The 17,466-nt window shown below is 63.6% G+C and carries 13 protein-coding genes, 1 pseudogene and 1 riboswitch; of the genes and pseudogenes, 9 read left to right on the top strand and 5 right to left on the bottom strand.

The annotated features are described in order from the left end of the window. Positions 1 to 4 precede the first annotated feature (4 nt). From LOY53_RS13245 to asnB, 5 genes are read left to right on the top strand one after another with little or no spacing between them, the layout of a single operon-like run. Positions 5 to 412, top strand: a complete 408-nt coding sequence (locus LOY53_RS13245; RefSeq protein ID WP_258704146.1) for a hypothetical protein — start codon at positions 5 to 7, stop codon at positions 410 to 412. Further along, positions 409 to 693: an acyl carrier protein gene (locus LOY53_RS13240; protein WP_252824206.1), complete on the top strand. Its 285-nt coding sequence runs from the start codon at positions 409 to 411 to the stop codon at positions 691 to 693. The genes LOY53_RS13245 and LOY53_RS13240 overlap by 4 nt, the downstream gene beginning before the upstream one ends. Further along, positions 690 to 1,685 (top strand): AMP-binding protein, encoded by a 996-nt coding sequence (locus LOY53_RS13235; protein ID WP_258704145.1) that lies wholly within the window; start codon positions 690 to 692, stop codon positions 1,683 to 1,685. Before LOY53_RS13240 ends, LOY53_RS13235 begins: the two co-directional genes overlap by 4 nt. Next, positions 1,672 to 3,057: an amidase gene (locus LOY53_RS13230; protein ID WP_252824204.1), complete on the top strand. Its 1,386-nt coding sequence runs from the start codon at positions 1,672 to 1,674 to the stop codon at positions 3,055 to 3,057. The genes LOY53_RS13235 and LOY53_RS13230 overlap by 14 nt, the downstream gene beginning before the upstream one ends. Positions 3,058 to 3,067: 10 nt before the next feature. After that, complete coding sequence (asnB, locus tag LOY53_RS13225) at positions 3,068 to 4,903, top strand: asparagine synthase (glutamine-hydrolyzing) (RefSeq protein WP_258704144.1); 1,836 nt, start codon at positions 3,068 to 3,070, stop codon at positions 4,901 to 4,903. A 2-nt stretch (positions 4,904 to 4,905) separates the two neighbouring features. Here asnB and LOY53_RS13220 read toward each other — a convergent pair whose 3' ends face one another. Beyond that, complete coding sequence (locus tag LOY53_RS13220) at positions 4,906 to 5,847, bottom strand: LysR family transcriptional regulator (RefSeq protein WP_252824202.1); 942 nt, start codon at positions 5,845 to 5,847, stop codon at positions 4,906 to 4,908. Between the two features lie 192 nt (positions 5,848 to 6,039). Here LOY53_RS13220 and LOY53_RS26690 point away from each other — a divergent pair. Beyond that, positions 6,040 to 6,684 (top strand): annotated as a pseudogene (locus tag LOY53_RS26690) (SDR family NAD(P)-dependent oxidoreductase); the annotation flags it as partial. 27 nt (positions 6,685 to 6,711) lie between these two features. Continuing rightward, complete coding sequence (locus LOY53_RS26685; protein ID WP_408981376.1) at positions 6,712 to 7,764, top strand: SMP-30/gluconolactonase/LRE family protein; 1,053 nt, start codon at positions 6,712 to 6,714, stop codon at positions 7,762 to 7,764. Here the strand turns inward: LOY53_RS26685 and LOY53_RS13210 are convergent. From LOY53_RS13210 to LOY53_RS13195, 4 genes are all read right to left on the bottom strand, one after another. After that, positions 7,754 to 8,734: a site-specific integrase gene (locus tag LOY53_RS13210; protein ID WP_258704142.1), complete on the bottom strand. Its 981-nt coding sequence runs from the start codon at positions 8,732 to 8,734 to the stop codon at positions 7,754 to 7,756. The genes LOY53_RS26685 and LOY53_RS13210 overlap by 11 nt on opposite strands. A gap of 42 nt (positions 8,735 to 8,776) precedes the next feature. Beyond that, the gene (locus LOY53_RS13205) at positions 8,777 to 11,104 is read right to left on the bottom strand and encodes a bifunctional diguanylate cyclase/phosphodiesterase (RefSeq protein ID WP_258704141.1); all 2,328 of its coding nucleotides are present in this window, start codon (positions 11,102 to 11,104) and stop codon (positions 8,777 to 8,779) included. 80 nt (positions 11,105 to 11,184) lie between these two features. Next, positions 11,185 to 12,171 carry an SCO family protein gene (locus LOY53_RS13200; RefSeq protein WP_252824197.1) on the bottom strand — a complete coding sequence of 329 codons (987 nt, stop codon included), beginning with the start codon at positions 12,169 to 12,171 and terminating at the stop codon, positions 11,185 to 11,187. Positions 12,172 to 12,313: 142 nt separating this feature from the next. Further along, positions 12,314 to 15,706 carry an Ig-like domain-containing protein gene (locus tag LOY53_RS13195; protein ID WP_252824196.1) on the bottom strand — a complete coding sequence of 1,131 codons (3,393 nt, stop codon included), beginning with the start codon at positions 15,704 to 15,706 and terminating at the stop codon, positions 12,314 to 12,316. Between the two features lie 243 nt (positions 15,707 to 15,949). Next, positions 15,950 to 16,064, top strand: a riboswitch (TPP riboswitch). A gap of 79 nt (positions 16,065 to 16,143) precedes the next feature. Here LOY53_RS13195 and LOY53_RS13190 point away from each other — a divergent pair. Continuing rightward, on the top strand, positions 16,144 to 16,791 hold the full coding sequence (locus LOY53_RS13190; RefSeq protein WP_252824194.1) for a TenA family protein: 648 nt from the start codon (positions 16,144 to 16,146) through the stop codon (positions 16,789 to 16,791). A 2-nt stretch (positions 16,792 to 16,793) separates the two neighbouring features. Next, entirely contained in the window at positions 16,794 to 17,453 is a 660-nt protein-coding gene (tenA, locus tag LOY53_RS13185) for a thiaminase II (RefSeq protein ID WP_252824192.1), read from the top strand. Positions 17,454 to 17,466: the final 13 nt, after the last annotated feature.

Raw genomic sequence — 17,466 nt, 5'->3', positions numbered from 1 at the left:
AGGCATGCCAACCATTACTGTTACCTGTGCACCACTGCAGCCCATCGAGCGCAAGCGCCTGGCCCTGGCGTTCACCCGCCTGCTGAAAGCGCAGGGCGCCGATACCACGCACTGCATGGTGTTTTTCAACGCGCTGGAAACTGGGTGTGTGTTCAGCGCCGGTATGCCACTGCCGACCGTGGATGGCCACGGTGTGGCGTTGCAGTTCTACCTGCGCATCACCCTGTCGGCGGCGCGCGACGGGCTAGCCCATACGGCCTTGGCCGAAGGCCTGCACCGTTGCCTGGTGAGTCACTACCCGAACGCTTTCATCTACCTGCAGTTTGATCCGATCCTGCCAGAACACGTGTTCTACAGCGCGGGAACGGCATTGATCAATGCCCACCCTCAACAAGGAAAACCAGGCGCGTGAGCAACCTTTCTATTGAGCAGCAGATTCGTCAGGCACTGGCGCAACTACTCGGCGACGAGCTCAACGCCATCGATAAGCGCGACAGCTTCCGCGATTTTCTAGGCGAACGCTTCGACAGCCTGATGGCCGTCGAAGTCATCACCGTCATTGAAGGCTGTTTCGCCATCGAAGTGGATTACCTGAGTGACGACGTTCGCTACTGGTTTGAAACACTGGAAAAGATGGAGCAGTTCGTCGCCCAGAAACGCGAAGACCAATTGACCCTGCAGGCCACCCCGTGAGCGGCGATCATCTGTTCACCACGTCGGGCTCCACCGGCGCGCCACGCCACTGGCTACGCAGCCACGCGCAGATGGTCGACGAGGCCGCGCTGATTCTCGGCCGCTGGGCGGCTGACGCGACCGAGGTCCTGTCGTTCGCGCCGAGCTGCCACAGCTACGGGATGATCCTGGGCGAGGTCGGTGCGCAATGGCTGAGCGCGCGGTTGCAGGCCTGCTCGTTGGAACAGCAGCAGTTACCGCAACTCGATGGCGACGGGCCCTGTGTGATCCTCGCCATTGCCAGCACCTGGCGGCTCTTGCCTGCACTGCTGGCGCGCCTGTCAGCACGGCGTTCGGTACTGGTGGTGCACAGCGCATCGCTGTTGCCACCGGACGCATTGGCCATCGTGCACCGCTTCGCCGGGCCGCAGGTGCGCTTCATCGAGTTGCTGGGTGCCACCGAAACCGGGGCCATGGCCTATCGCGCGCTGGATGCGCAGAGTACCGCAGAGCAACCGTGGACGCTGTTGAGCGATGTCGAGTTGCTGAGCCCGATCGGCGCAGCCGGCCCGCTGGACGTCAGCAGCCCACGTATCGCGCGGGAGCAGGGCGCTGCAACCCCGGCACACGCTCATCGTTGCGATGACCTGGTACTGCCATTGGACGCGCGACGCTTTCAATGGCTGGGCCGGGCCAGCAGCCTGATCAAGGTCAACGGGGTTCGGCTCGACCTGGCGCGCCTGGCCAGCGAGCTCGGCCAGCGCCTGCAATGCCCGGCCCTGGCCTGCGTAGCGGTGCGCGATGGGTTGCGCGCCGAAGCGTTCGAAGTGCTGTTCAGTTCGCCAACGTTGACCGAGCAGGCCGTGCGCGAAGCGCTCACGCACTGGCCTGCGCACCACCCGCGACCGGTTGCCGTGCGCCGGGTCGCGCACCTGCCGCTGTCTGCCACCGGCAAGCCCCAACCGTGGGCCGCCTCATCCACCGTCAAGGAATACACACATGAGCCACGCTGATACCCAGGGCACCATCGCCCATTACCTGAACCACTGCGGTGCGCCGCTGGCCAGTGGCCGCGAACAGCCCGAATACCTCGGCCTAAGCCTGCGCAAGCGCCTCGAACTGCTGGAACGCAGCCCTGCACTGGCGGCTGATTGGGCTGCACAGTATGAGGCCTGGCGCGATCACGCCGACAGCCACTATCGCTGCCTGACCAGCACCCGCCCAGTTGAGGCGCCGTGGGTCCGGCTTGGGGTGAAGGACACCGTGGACGTCGCCGGCCTACCGACCCGCCTGGGGCTGCGCAGCTACCGTCACTACCCGCAACGCAGCGCCGAGGCGCTGAGCCACCTCGACCCGCGTATCGCGCTGACCAGCAAGGTGGCGACCACCGAGCTGAACATCGCGTTCGGCGCAGGCTGCCGCAACCCGCATTTCCCGACCATCGACCCGTCGGGTTCCAGCACCGGGTCTGCGGTTTCCGTGGCTGCAGGCCTGTGCGACATCTCGTTGGGTACCGATGTGCTGGGCTCGGTGCGTTGGCCGGCGTCCCACTGTGGCATGGTTGGCCTGCGCATGACCCACAAGGCCGCCAGCCTGGCCGGTGTATTCCCGCTGTCGCCACGCATGGACGCCTTGGGTTGGGTGACCCGCAGTGCCGACGACCTTGCCCTGCTGCTGCCGATGCTGGGCTTGGGGCCATTGTTGGGCGATCAGCAGTCGCTCAAGCAGCAGTACCGTGTCGGCGTGCTTGAACACGCGCTCGACCCAGCACTGACCAGCGCACCAATGCTCGACATGCTGAGCCAGGCCCGTATTGCACTGGCCGACCTGGGCATGGCCCCGCGTGAAGTGGCCATGCCCGACCTGTGGGCCTGCCGTGGCGATGCCTGGCAGCTGTGCGCGCGCGACGCTTGGCTGGCGTCTGCGGCCTGGGCGCGGCGCTTCGACTGCGAACTGCATTGGTCAACGCTCAGCGCGCTCAAGGTAGGTGAAGGGGTAAGCGACAGCGACTACTCGCGTATTCATGCCCGCATGGACGCCGTGCGTGCGGGTATCGAGGCCTGGTTCGAGGCCGCTCAGGTGGATGTCGTTATTTTCCCGATGGACCCGAACCGGCCCTTCGACCGGCGCAGCCCACAACCAGGTGATTCGACCATTCCGTCTCCGGACGATCACGACTACGCCCAGAAAATCGGTTTCACCCCTCTGGCCAGCTTCAGCGGCCTGCCGGCCATTACCGTGCCGATCGCCCTCAGCGCTGACGGCAAGGCGCCCCTGGCGATACAGATCATGGGCCGACGCGACAGCGAGCAGCAGTTACTGGACATCGCCAAACGCGTGCAGGCGCTGATCGGCCTGCTGCCTACCCGTCGTCTTCAGGTGTAAGGGGCGAACCATGTGCGGAATTACAGGCTGGGTGGACTACACCCGCGACCTGGCGCACCAGCGCCAGGTGCTCGGCGCCATGACCGATACCCTGGCCTTGCGGGGGCCGGATGCCAGCGGCAGCTGGCAGCACCGCAATGCCTTGCTGGGGCATCGGCGCCTGGCCATCATCGACCTGAGCGGTGGCGTGCAGCCCATGACCTACCGCTTCGCCACGGGTGAAGAGGTCGCGCTGGTGTACACCGGGGAGGTCTATAACCACCATGCCCTGCGCGAACGCTTGCGCCAGGCCGGGCATGTGTTTCATACGCGCAGCGACACCGAGGTGGTACTGCACGCCTACCTGGAGTGGGGCGAGCAGTGCTGCGACCACCTCAATGGCATGTTCGCCTTTGCCGTGTTCGATGGGCGCGACGGTCACTTCCTGTTGGTGCGCGATCGCCTGGGGGTCAAACCGCTGTACTACACCCGTCATCAGCAGGGGCTGCTGTTCGGCTCCGAGATCAAGGCGATTCTTGCCCACCCCGAGGTTGCCAGCACCTTGGACGCGGTTGGCCTGGTGGATGCCTTGAGCCTGTCCCGTGGGACCACCCGCACGGCTTTTCGCGGGGTCAGCGAATTGCCGCCGGGGCATCGGTTGTCCTGGCGGCCCCAGGGGCAGGTAAAGATCAGCCGCTACTGGCAGTTGCAACGCCGCGAGCATCAGGACGACCTGGCGACCACGGTCGAACGCACCCGCGAGCTGCTCGACAATGCCTTGGGCGAGCAGTTGCATGCCGATGTGCCGGTTTGCTCGCTGCTGTCCGGTGGCCTGGACTCGACCCTGCTGACCGCCATGGCGCAACAGCGGTTAGTGGCCGAGCAGGGCGGGGCGGTAAATTCGTTCTCGGTGGATTTCGTCGGCCAGGCCGAGCAGTTTCAAAGTGATGCGTTTCGCCCCGAACGTGACCAGCCTTATGCCCTGGCGGCGGCCCAGTACATCGGCAGCCGGCACCAGACCATCCTCATCGACAACCGGGAGTTGGTGTCGGACCTGGCTCGCCTGGCGGTGTACCGCGCCAACGACAGCGCGGCCACTTTCGGCGACGTGGACACCTCGTTGTACCTGTTGTTCAAGGCGATCCGCGCGCACTCCACGGTGGCCATCTCCGGTGAGGCGGCAGATGAAGTGTTTGGCGGCTACGCCTGGTTCCGCGACCCGCAGGCCGTGGCCGCAGCGCGCTTCCCTTGGCTGTCGCGCATGCAACTGTTGCAGCCCGAGCTGATCAACCCTGAGTTCAACCGGGCCTGCGATTTTGCCCAGTATCAGGACAGCTGTTATCTCCAGGCCTTGGACAGCGTCGAGCATCTGCCAGGGGACAGCCCGCAGGAACGGCGCATGCGCGAAATCTGCCACATGCACCTGCAGCGCTGGCTGCCGATTCTGCTCGATCGCAAGGACCGCCTGAGCATGGCCGCCAGCCTTGAGGTGCGGGTGCCGTTCACTGACCATTCACTGGTGGAGTACGTGTACAACGTGCCGTGGTCGATCAAGGGCAAGGATGGCGAGGAAAAATGGCTGCTCAAGCAGGCCGGCGCCGACCGGGTACCGCCTGCAGTGTTGCAACGGCGCAAAAGCCCATACCCGACGTCGGCGAACCTGGCCTATGAGCGCTTTCTGCGCGAGCGTACTCGGCAGTTGCTGGAGGCGCGAGACCGGCCCGTGTTCCAGGTCGTCGACCACAGCGGGCTGGCCGCCGAGTTGCGCCAGCCCGAGGGCTATTTCAACTCGCAATTGCGGCGTAACAACCTGGAGACGGCCCTGGCGCTGGACACCTGGCTACGCGAGTACCGGTTGACGGTGTAGGGCTACAGGATCAAAGGGTTCTGCAGGGTGTCGCTGAAGCGCTTCGGCGCGCCCTGGTCGAGCATGGCGATGAAACTGCCCAGGGCCGGCGAAGCGTTCTGGATGTTCCAGTTCATGTACAAGCCCATGGTCGGGGTGGGCTGGTCCTTGATCGGGCGGATCGGGCGGAATTGCACGCGCTCACGCAGCGTCGAGTAAGCGATCGACTCCGGCACCAGGGCCACGCCGAAGCCACAGGCGACCAAGCCGATCAGGGTGTGGATCTGCGCTGCCTCCTGCACCACCTTGGGGTAGAAACCGGCCGACTCGCACAGGGCGATCAACTGGCTGTGGTAGCCACTGCCCAGGGCTTGCGGGGTGAAGACAAAGTCCTCTTCGGCAAAATCGCGCAGGTCTACCAGCGGCTGATTGGCCCTGGCGTGGTTGGCGGGCAAGGCCATGATGATCTGCTCGTTGAGCAACAGCCGCGACTCGATGGTATCGGGTGGCATCGGCAGCTTGCGCATGAAACCGATGTCGGCTTCGCCGGCCATCAAGGCCTTGGCCTGCGAGGCTGAGGGCATCTCGCGGATGGTCAGGCGTACATTCGGGTAGACCTCGCGGAACCTGCGCAAGGTCGTGAGCAGCGACTCGTAATACGCAATGGAGATGGCTGTGATGGTCAGCTTCCCGCAGATGCCTTCCGAGACATTGCGCGCGTATTCGATGCCTTGCTCAAGCTCCTTGAGCGTGCGGTAGGCGGTTTCCAGAAAGGCCATGCCAGCGGCAGTCAGCTTGACCCCGCGCTTGTTGCGCAGAAACAGGCTGAAGCCGAGCTTTTCTTCAAGGCGGTTGATCGCTTGGCTCAGGGGCGGCTGCGCCATGTGCAGGCGGATGGCGGCCTTGTGGAAGTGCAGTTCTTCGGCCACGGCAATGAACTGCCTGAGCAAACGTGTCTCGATCATTCTATGTTCCTTCATCGACTTGCCGGGGTGCCTGGCAGGCGCCACCCCTGCAAGGCGGCCATCATAGTGCGTGGCCACCGAGTGACAAAGCCTCGGTGATATCCCTGAGATATCAAAGTTGCATGCTTTTAATATTAAGTCATTGATTTTTTTATTGTTATCGTAAAAAAGGAGAATCGAAGGTGCCCTGCAATGCCAATCACAGACCCATTCAAGAACAAAGTCGCGATCATCACCGGTGCTGCCCAAGGGTTGGGCCTGGCTTACGCCATGGCACTGGCCGAGCGCGGCGCCCGCGTGGTCATCAGCGACCTGGGGACTGACCGGGCAGGCCAGGGCGAGGACCCGTCGGCGCTGGCCCAGGCACTCGCGGCCCTGCAGGCCAAGGGCTACAACGCGATCGCCCATGCGGGGCAACTGGAAGACGAACGTGCCTGCCAGCAATTGATCGAGCTGGCTATCGAGCAGTTTGGCGCCCTGGATATCCTCATTCACAATGCTGGCTGGGTCGATTACCAGGGCATCGAAGCGCAGGAAGAAGCCTTTCTTCAGCGCGCGCTGGGCATCAGCGTGCACGCCCCGGTGTGGCTGGCCAAGCATGCCTGGAAGTACCTCAAGCACTCTGCAGCCCCGCGTGTGGTGCTGACCACCTCAGACCGCGCCATGTACCAGCGCTATTCGCAGCCGGGGCTGGTGGCCTATTCAGCCGGCAAGATGGCCCAGGTCGGCATCATGAACGCCTTGAGCATGGAAGGGATGGAGCACGGCATTCTGGTCAATGCCATCTCGCCCGTGGCCAAGACCCGCATGTGGGGCGTGACCCAGGCACCGGAAGAGCTCAAGCCCGAATGGGTCACCCCTGGGCTGTTGTACCTGGCCAGCTCGCTGTGCCGCGACACGGGCTACATCCTGCGTGCCAGCAACGGGCAGTTCACCGCCACCCGTTTCACCGAGAACAGCGGCGTCAGCTACCCACGCGATCTGGCGCGGGTACAGGCGGGCAACTTCAAAGAAGTGGCCGAACGCTGGAGCCGCATCAAGGAATGCCACTACGTACCGGTCAAAGTCGCCAACACCCGCGCCGACCTGGGCGAGAGCCCGGTTTGGGACGCGCGCAGCGGCGCGCTGTACTTCGTCGATATCACCGATGGGCGCATCAATCGGCTGAACCCGGACGGCGAGGTCGAGAGCCTGTACGAGTCGGCAGCGCGCATTGGCGCCTTGGCCCTGACCGACCAGGGCAACCTGATCTTCACCGAAGATTCCAGTGTCGCCATTCTGGATGTGAACGCGTGCAAGGTGCGGCAATACTCCGTGCCGGTTCACCCGCGTTCCACCTACCGTTTCAACGATGGCGCCTGCGACCCCCAGGGCCGCTTCGTCAGCGGCTTGATGGACGAAGCCCCAAGTGGCAAGACCGGCGCCTTGTTCCGTTTCGACGCGGAACTGAGCGACCAGGTGATCCACGATGGCATGGCGCTGCCTAATGGGCTGGCCTGGTCGGAAGACGGGCACAGCGTTTTCTTCGTCGACTCGGTCGCCCGCGCCATCTACCGCGCCGAGTACCTGCCCGAAGGCCGCTTGACCGAGGTTACCCTGTTTGCCGAAACGCCTGCCGAGCTGGGGCGCCCGGACGGCATTGCGCTGGACCGTGAAGGCGGGCTGTGGGTGTGCCAGTTCAATGGCAGTTGCCTGCTGCGTTATGACCGTCACGGCCACCTGACCGACCAGGTGGTGATGCCGGTGACGCGCCCGACCAGTTGCTGCTTTGGCGGTGAAGGGATGACCACCTTGTATATCACCACCGCGCGGTTCGGCATGAACGCGGTAGAGCTGCGGCACTACCCGGATGCCGGCGACCTTTACGCGATCCGCCCGGAAATCGGCGGCATTGCGCGCCACGCCTTCAAGGAATGAGGTTGTGCACCTGGCTGGCCGGTAACACGGCCAGCTCGCCAAAGCGTTGCGCCGAGTCGATGTAGCGCAGTGCTGACTTGGCGTCCTTCCAGCCCACGTAGCTCATTAACGACTTCAGTTCCCAACCATTGGCCGTGGCCCACGTGGCGAAACCACGGCGCAGCGAGTGGCCGGTGTACAACGCCGCCGGTACCCCGGCACGCTCCAGCAGGCGCCGGAGCAGCCCGACCAGGCTGTTGCTGTTGAGCGCCGCGTCGCTGAGGTTGCCCCAGCGGTCGAGCTTGCGAAACACCGGGCCATGGGCGATGCCGGCCACTTCGATCCACTGCAGGTACGCGCTGACCGGGCACAATGCCTTGAGTGCCGGCGTGCGGTGCTGCACGCCAAGTGCTTCGCGGTCACCCTTGCTGCGAGGCAGGAACAAGGTGATACCGACACCGGCTTGAGCCTGGATATGCTCGACGCGCAGGCGTGCTAGCTCATCACCCCGAAACCCTCGCCAAAACCCCAGCAACAGCAGCGCCGTGTCGCGACGTGCCCGGCGCAGGGTGGTCAAGTCGTGGCATTCGCGGGCCTGGCAGGCTTCGTCCTCGAAGCATTGCACGGCGGTTTGCAGGTGTTGCAGCAACAGCGGTGCAGCCTGTTTTGGCGGTGTCGGGTGCAGGGTGCGAATACCGCGCAGTACCTGGCGCACCAGCGGCGCCTTGGTCGGGTCGGGGAAGCCCTGGCTGATGTGCCATTGGCTGAGGGCCGCGAGGCGTTGACGCAAAGTGCTCACCGCGTGCTGCTCGGCGTGGTCGGCCAGGTAACGGGCCACGCCCTCGGCGGTGGCCGGCAGGAAACCACCCCATTGGGTCTCGAAATGGTCGATGGCAGCCTGATAGCTGCGCCGCGTGTTGTCACGGGTGGCGGCGCGGACGTAGCGCTCGATGTCGGTCATGGTGCGGTAGCCGGTATTCAGTGGTGACACGATAAACCGAATCGGCTTGCCTGTCCTGGCATCCATCCCTCTTTAGTAGACACCTACCTTTTCATCGATGCCGTTGAAGGGTGGGTAATCGAGCAGTTGTGCCGGCGACAGCGGGCGGCTGAAGTGGTACCCCTGGGCAATGTCGCAACCGGCGAGTTTCAGGCACACCACTTGCTCACGGGTCTCCACCCCTTCGGCCACCACCTCTAGGCCGAGGCGCTTGGCCAGGATGATGGTGGAGGAGACGATCGGGCTGTCGTCATGGCTGTTGGACAACGGCGCAATCAACGAACGGTCGATTTTCAGCTTGCTCAACGGCAGCGAGTGCAGGTGCGCGAACCCTGCATAGCCGCGCCCGAAATCGTCCAGGCTGATGCCCAGGCCCGCTTCGCGCAAGCGCTGCAGGTGCTCGACCGCCGTGCCCTCGGGGTCAAGGATGGTGGTTTCAGTGATTTCCAGCTCCAACCGGTGTGGGGCGATGCCGTACCTTTGCAATTTGTTCAGCAGCCGCGTGCTGAAGCCTGCCTGGCGCAACTGCAGCGCCGAAACATTGACCGCCAGGCGCGCTTCGCGGCCCTGCGCGTGCCAACGGGCGAGCGCCTCACAAGCCAGGCGCAGTACTTCCCAGCCAAGCTCGATGATAAAGCCACTGCGCTCGGCCAGGTCGATGAAGCGGTCCGGGTAAAGCAGGCCGAATTCAGGGTGGTCCCAGCGCACCAGTGCCTCGTAGCCCAGCACCTGGTGGGTATCGAGGCGGATCTGCGGTTGGTAATGCAGGATGAACTGGCGCTCGGCCAACGCCGCGCCGAAGGCTTGCTCGAGGGTGAAGGCATGGATATCGGCAAGGTTCAGCGACGGGTCGAAGAAGCGGTACTGGGCACGTCCGGCCTGCTTGGCCGAGTACATCGCGGCATCGGCGCAGCGGATCAGGCTGTCGATGTCTTGGCCATCGCGAGGGCATATGCTGACGCCGACGCTGGGGCTGGTGTTGACCTCCTGACCATCCAGCGCATAGGTGGTCGAGAGTTTCTGTACCAGCTCGCGAACCCAGGCGTTGATCTGTTCCTCGCTGCGCTGACCGACCAGCAGTACCACGAACTCGTCACCACCAAAACGCGAGGCTTCGTCGCCCGGTTCCAGCAACCGTTGGATGCGCCCGGCCACGGCTTGCAGCAGCAGGTCGCCGATCTTGTGGCCGAGTGAGTCGTTGATCGACTTGAAACGGTCCATGTCGATGAACAGGATGGCCATCAACCGGCGTTTGCCCCGTTGCCGGGTCAGCGCAAGCCCAGCGACTTCGACGAACTGGCGGCGGTTGTGCAGGCCGCTGAGGTGGTCAGTGGCCGCGGCGTGGCTGCTGCGCCGGTGTTCGTCCTCAAGCCGTTCTATCAGTTGCTGGTTGACCTGCTGTGCGTGCTCCAGGGCGCTGAACGCTTCCTGGCGCTTGCGCAGCAGGCGCAACGTCCACACCAGGCTGGCCAGAATCATCAGGGTCATGCTCAGGTTCAGCCAGAACTGCCGTGAGTAGGCCAAGGCCGTCGGCGCCAGGATTTCTTCGTAGCGTTGGCTGACCACCACGCTAAAGCCTCGCTCGGCCTCGCGCCGGTACAGGCTCTGATAGGGGCCGCCGGGTGAATACTGCGTGAGCGCGCCCGCGTCGGGCCCGGCCTGCGGTAAATCAGGCTCCAGGCTGTCGGCGGCCACGACCACCCCGCTGGAGTCGATGCGCAGGCGTTCGTGGCCATCGTCCTGCAGCAGGCGCAGCAGGCCGGTGCTGCCTAGGTCGATGTGCTGGAACAGCACCGCCAGGTAACCGATGTCCAGCTGCACCACCAGGATGTTGTCGATTTCGCGGCCGGGCAGGTCGGTCAGCGGCAATATGAACGGCAGACGCCAGTTGGGCAGGGCGCTAAGCGGGCTTTGCACCTCGATACTGGGCATGAAGGGTTTGAAGCCGTAGCGGGCAACGTGCAATTGCAGCTGCCGCAGCCAGTCTTCAGGCAGCGTTGCGGCGTCGTCGGCATGGCTGGCCGACACGAGCCGGCCGTGTCGGTCGTACAGGCTCAGGCGTTTGAACAACGGGTCTTCGGCCAGCAACCGGGCCAGGTTAGCGTTGCCCTGGCGCGCGGCCTTCAGGTCACCTTGGGTGACGCGGCCCACGGCCTGGGCACGGTCGACCAACTGGCGCAGGCTTTGCGCGACGATGCTGGCCAGGTTCAGGTGCTCGGCCGCCTTGGCCGACACCGCATCCTGGCGCGCAGCGGCTTTCTGTGAGAAGTGCAGCCCCCAGAGAAATGCCAGGGTGGCGGCACACAGCATCAGGATCAACAGGCGCAGAAGGCTGGCGGAAGAGAGCGAACGGCGAATCACGACTGATAATCCCGACCCTGGGTGATGCTGAAAACATACGACAGTATGATGACAGGCCGATGACTGATGGCTAAGTGCCTCTAAGGTTTTGCCGTGTCTGCCAACGGCGCCTGCAAGCGTGTGGTTTCTTCTTCGATGTAGGTCATCAGCGCAGCGACCTCGGCATCGCCCAGGCGCATGTTGGGCATCGCCAGGCGGTTGTATTGCTCGTACAGCAGCATCGCCAGCGGGTCTTTTTGCGCAAGCATCTGATCTGGCTCTTTCAGCCAGCGGCTCAGCCAGCGGGCATCGCGTTGCCGGGTCACGCCTAACAGGTCGGGGCCGATGCCCCTTTGCACGCCTGGCTCGGCGTCGCCCAGGGTATGGCAGGAAGAGCAGCGGGTGCGGAAGATCTGCTCGCCGCTGCTGGGCGAGCGGACTTCCGGCGCGTGGGCGTAGTCGTTGGCCATGGCGCTGGCTTGCTTCCAGTTGTGCAAGCTGTTGCCCAGGCGGTCGGCGAGGATGTAGGGGCTCTCGAAGGGGGAGGCTTTCATCCAGCGGCCGGTGGCCTGGTTGCCGATGATCAGGCTCAGGTTGTGGTCTTTGGAGCGGCCGTTTTCCAGGCCTTCTATGTACAGGCCCAGGCTTCTGCGCAATTGCTCGATGTCGGCAGGCTCGCCGGTGAGCAAGGTCCAGCCAGGCCCAATGGCGAATTTTTCGGCGTAGCGTTTGAGGGTGGCCGGGGTGTCGTTGTAGGGGTCGATGCTGATGGAGTAGAGGAATATGTCCTTGCCGACCCGGTCGCCGAGAATCTTTTGCACCTGGCGCAGGCGCGCGGTTTCCACTGGGCAGGAGTCGGAGCAGCCGGTGAAGATGAAGTTGATGGCGACGACCTTGTCTTTGATCAGGTCATCGAAGAAGTGCACTTTTTCGCCATCCTGGGTGAGCAGGGGGGTATTGGGGAAGTAGTCGGCGCCCCAGGGGGTGGCGGTTTCTTGGGGTGGGGCTTGCCGGGGTTGCACGGGCCAGAACGGGATGCTGGCAGCGAACAGCGACAGCACGAGCAGAACACGCCATGAGCCAGTCATGAAGTACTCCTCCGTAAAAGAACCTACACACACCGTTGTAGGAGCAGCCTTGCGCTGCGAAGAGGCCAGTGAAAGCACCGAAATTACATTGTGTGGTCACTGGCCTCTACGCAGCGCAAGGCTGCTCCTACATCTGTTTTGCCTACTTGATGCTGATTGGCGCTGTTACGCTTTGCCCCAGCGTCGATGTCACGGTCGCTGTCGCCGGTGTTGCCGGGCCGTTGCCGGTGGTAGTAGCCGACAACCGCCAACGGGCACCTGTGGTGGCCGCGGTCAGCGTGGCAGCACCCAAGTTCAACGGCCCGCTGGTGGTGGCCACCGTCACGTTGATGGCATTGCCGGTAGCCACCGAGGTGGTGCCCGCCAGCTCCCAGGTGTAGCGGTTGCCGCTGCGCAATTGCACCGAGGCACTGCTGACCTGAATGTCATCGACCGGTACCGCCGGGCTCACGGCGATGCTGACCGCCGCCGGGGTGACCGACTCGGCACCCTTGGCGTCGCGCGCCGAGTAGTTGAAGCTGGCGGTGAACGGTGTGGCGACGGTGGTCGGTGGGGTGTAGGTCACCGTGGTGCCGTCGGTGCTGGTGGTACCCATGCCCGAATCCGGCTGGCTGAGGCCGGTGACGGTCAAGGGCAGGTTGCGCTCGGGGTCGGTGTCATTGGCCAGCACATTGAGCGTGATCGCCTTGCCGGCCGTGGTGGCAGCGCTGTCGTTGACCGCAACCGGTGGCTTGTTGGTATCGTCGTTATCATTGTGGCCAGACGTGCGGAAGGTCGGCAGGCCTACAGAAGCGACATATTCCACACCGTCCCAACCCGGCAACGGGGTTGGCATCACCTGGAACTGGCCTGGGTGTTCCAGGTCCCAGCGCAGCAGCATCGACGAGTCTTCGTGCTGGGTGTTGTGGCAGTGCTCCATGTAGGTACCGGCAAACTCGCGGAAACGGATGGCCATTTCCACTTCTTCCGACGAATCGGCATCCGGCCCGATGCGATAGACGTCCTTACGCGCCCACTTTTCCCACTCTGGCGGTGCCTTGCCGTCGCGGCTGAGCACGATGCCTTCCTCGAAGTGCACATGCACCGGGTGGCTCCAGCCATTGCCGCCATTCTTGATTTTCCACACTTCCAGGGTGCCATCGCCGCTAAAGCCGCCTTGGGTGGCTTCGCTGGCCAGTTGCGGTGCTGCGTTGATGCGCCGTGGGTCCATGCTGTAGCCAAAGCTGCCATCGGTCTTGATGGTCCAGGGGTTGGTGTCGGTGCCGTCGGAGCGGCCGAAGATGAACTCGCGGTGGCGGGCATCCTTGAGCTTGGCCTGGTCGGCCACGGCGTTGCGGTCGAGGGTCAGCGGGATCATTTTCAGGCCTGCGGCCTTGCCCGGTTTGGCCGGTTCATAGGCGACAGGGTCCATGCTCAGGTCCTGGCCGCTGTAGGGCTGCACCAGCAGTTGCAGGAACTTGCCCACCACCGGGTCGCCTTTGTCCCACTGCGGGCCCTTGCTGGTCTGCTTGATGACTGCCTTGTATTTCTCCGACAGCACATCGGCCAGGGAAATGGCCTGGTTCGGGCCCTTGCCGGTCTGGTGCTCCATCAGGTTGACGAAGTACAGCTTGTCGCCTGCCTTGATGCCGTTCTTGGCGAAGTTGATGATGATGTCGTAACGCTCGGCGATGCCTTGCAGCGGCATAATGCCGTTGTTGTCCTTGAGGTCACCGTCGCCGTTGAGGTCCAGGGTGCCGTCGAATGGCACGGCATGTTCCATGATGTTGCCGTCGTTGGCGATCATGTGGAACGGCACGCGGGCATACGACACGTTGGAGCCGGACGGGCCTTTGAATTCGCCGCTGCTGCCGGCGATTTCACGCACCACGGCAAATTTGAAGTAGCGCGACACCGACCCATTGAGGATGCGGAAACGGTAGCTACGCGCCCGTACTTTCAGCTTGGGCTGGTACTGCCAGTTGACCAGGATCTGGTCGCCGAGGAAGCCGTCGGTGTTGAACGGGTTGAACCACAATTGGCCATTGGCATCCCAGGCTTTGTCGGCGATCACCAGGTTGACGTCATAGTCGCGGTTGCCCCACGGCATGGCCGAACCACTGGGGAAGCGCAGGTTGACACCATCCTGCAGAGCCTCGTTGCCGCGGTCCAAAGCGCTGTAGTAGTTCATCATCACGGCGTTGCCTTTGTAGACGTTCTGCGCCGTGAAATCCATCATGTGGTCGTGGAACCAGTGGGTACTCATGGTTTCGCGCCAGTCGCCACGAATCTTGATGCTGCCGTTTTCGCAGGTTTTAAGGCCCGGCGAGGCGTCGTTGACGTACAGCGTTTCGCCCGGTGAGCAGGGGAACGCGGCGCGCGGGTCTTGGGCCCGGGTGTTGATGGTGTCGTAACCGGCCAACTGCACTGGCCACCGGTAGTCGTAATACTGGCCGGGGAAGAAGTAGGCGTTGGCAAAGCCATCGCTTTCGGCCGGGGAGTGGCCGTTGTGCTCGTGGGTCGAGATGGTGTGCAGGCCAAAGCCGCCGTTGGCCGAAGGGTCGATCGGCAAGGCGTTGTAATGGCGCATCAAGATCGGCTGGCCATAGCGGACCATCAGCAGCTTGGGCGGGAAGGTGCCGTCGAAGGTCCACAGCGATTTGTGGTTTTGCAGAGGGAAGCTTGGGTGGAAGCGGGTGTCGATGCCCTTGGTGGTGCCCAGCGTGGTGGGGATGTCCGAAGTCTGGTAGTACAGCCCGCCCGGCGCGAACTCGCCGACCGCATAGTTGTGCATTTGCTTGCGGTCACGCAGCCCGAGGTTGATGCGTGCGCCAGCTTGGGCGGTCTTGAACGCGGCCTGAGGGTAGAACTCGTTCCAACGCTGATGGGACCAGCCCTTTCCTGGTGGGCGTCCTTCAGCTGGCGAGCCGACCGGGTGGCGGTTGAGGAACATCTCGATCTGCGCTTTCCACGGGTTGCGGTCGAGCACGTTGGAGAACTGAGTAGGGAATGGGTACAGGCCCGGTTGCTTGAGGAAGGCTTCCAGGGCCGTGCCACTGGGGCCGCTGCGGGCGACCACATTCGGGTCTTGTGCCGGGGCCGCGCCTAAGGTTGGTACGGGGAAGGTAAGGTCCGGTGCCGGGATGCTTGGGTCGAGTTTTTCTGGGCCGAATTCTTCGAACAGCAGCAATTGCTGGGTAAAAGGCTGGGCACCGAACAGCGGGCTGGGCTTGCCGTTGGTAGGGTATTTATCAGACGTTTGCATGGCGGGCGGTAGCACGTTGTCCTGGCGTACGGTCGAACGGTCACCGTGGACGCCATCGGTGAGTTCCAACGAGCCTTCGTTGGCTTCCGGTAAGCTGTACAGGTTGAGCAACGCCGGGTTTGGGTCGTCCGGCTGGTCGGTGTAGGCCGAAGGGTCGGTCGGCGGCGGCTGACCGACGTCATCGAGGGAAGACGCGATTGCCGGGTTCAGCCCAAGGCTGAGCATCAGCACGGTGACGGCAGACAGTTTAAATGTGTGCCTGGTTGGGTGACTCACGGCAGGTGTTTTCATTGCCTGGTGCCTCGCTCGCGGCGTTATGGCTTGGGGCCATCAATGGCGTTTTGCCTGGTGAAGGGGCCTGAGCAACGGCTGTGCCAACAGATGTTTCGGTAATGCTTTGTTAAACAAATCCTTTAAAAACCTGAGTCGCGCTAAATAATGGCGTGCCGGGGCTGGGGACAGGCACCCACTAGCGGGTCACCCAAGGCCCACTGTTTGGGGCGTGACAGCACCTTCCTACCTGCTGTATACCTGTGGGCCACCAAGGGGAGCCCGGCAACGGGCTGAGAAACCGCTGAGCGTTGCAGCGCGGTGACCCTTCGAACCTGATCCGGATCATGCCGGCGAAGGGATGGGACTTGAAACCTGCCTTTTTGCCGGCCTCACTGCGAGGCCAGTCCATGCCAGCTTCAACGGTCTCGCTGTCACCCCTTGCAGAGGACAGCATCATGACCGAACGCTTCACGCAAACCCTGCGCCGTCAGAGCGAGCCGACCTGGTCGGCGGCCGTCGGGCACCGCTTCGTTAGCCAACTGTGCGACGGCAGCCTGCCAAACCCGATCATGGTCCGCTACCTGGTGCAGGACCACCGCTTTCTCGACAGCTTCCTGACCCTGCTCGGCGCTGCGATCGCCACCGCGGACACCTTCGAGGCGCGCCTGCGCTTCGGCCAGTTCGCCGGGATGATTTCCAGCGATGAGAACACCTATTTCCTGCGCGCCTTCGAGGCGTTGGACGTCAGCCCGGCGCAGCGTGTAGAAGCCGCGGACACTGCGCCGACCGCAGGTTTCAAGGCGATCATGCGCGAAGCGGCGGCAACCCGCTCATACGCTGCCGCGTTGGCAGTATTGAATGTCGCCGAAGGGTTGTACCTGGACTGGGCGCTCAAGGCGCCGAAACCCTTGCCTGAACACTTCGTACATGCCGAATGGATCACCTTGCACGACAACCCCGCGTTCCAGGCGTTTGTCGCCTTCCTGCAGGCCGAGCTGGACCGCGTCGGGCCGCAGGAAGCCGAGCTGAGCACCGATTTCTATCTGCGTACCGTGGCCTTGGAGCTGGCCTTCTTCGATGCGGTCTACGAGGGGGAGGCGTGAGCATGGATATTTTCGATCGCCTCAAGGCCGCCACCACGGGCGAGTGGCACCGCTATGTCGAGCATGATTTCGTGCAGCAGATGGGTGAAGGCACGCTGAGCGAGGCGGCGTTCCGGACGTACCTGGTGCAGGACTACCTGTTCCTGATCCAGTTCGCCCGCGCCTGGGCCCTGGCCGCTTACAAGAGCCGCCTGCCGGCCGACATCCGCGCCGCCCAGGCCGGGCTGGCGGCGATTCTCGACGAAACCGAGTTGCACCTGCGCCTGTGCGCGCGTTGGGGGCTGAGCCAGGCCGATATCCAGGCCGCACCGGAGCACCAGGCCACGGTGGCGTATACCCGCTATGTGCTCGACTGCGGCGCCGCCGGCGATCTGCTGGAGCTGCATGTGGCGCTGGCGCCCTGTGTGATCGGCTATGCGGAAATTGGCCGGACGTTGGCTGAGCGGATTGGTGACCTGAGCGATCACCCTTACCGTGAGTGGATCGCTGAGTATGCCGGGGAGGGGTATCAGCAGGTGGCGGCCAATGCCCGCAAGCACCTGGATGAACTGGCCGCGCGGAGCATGACCGAACAACGCTTCGTGGAGCTGGCAGGGATCTTTGGCCAGGCGTCGAGCCTGGAGGCCGATTTCTGGCAGATGGGGCTGGAGGGCGCGAAGTAGGGATCAATGGCCC

The organism is Pseudomonas sp. B21-031 (genome assembly GCF_024748985.1).
GTDB lineage: Bacteria > Pseudomonadota > Gammaproteobacteria > Pseudomonadales > Pseudomonadaceae > Aquipseudomonas > Aquipseudomonas kermanshahensis.
The sequence above is the reverse complement of the archived record's forward strand: the minus strand, read 5'-3'. Positions and strand labels throughout refer to the sequence as shown.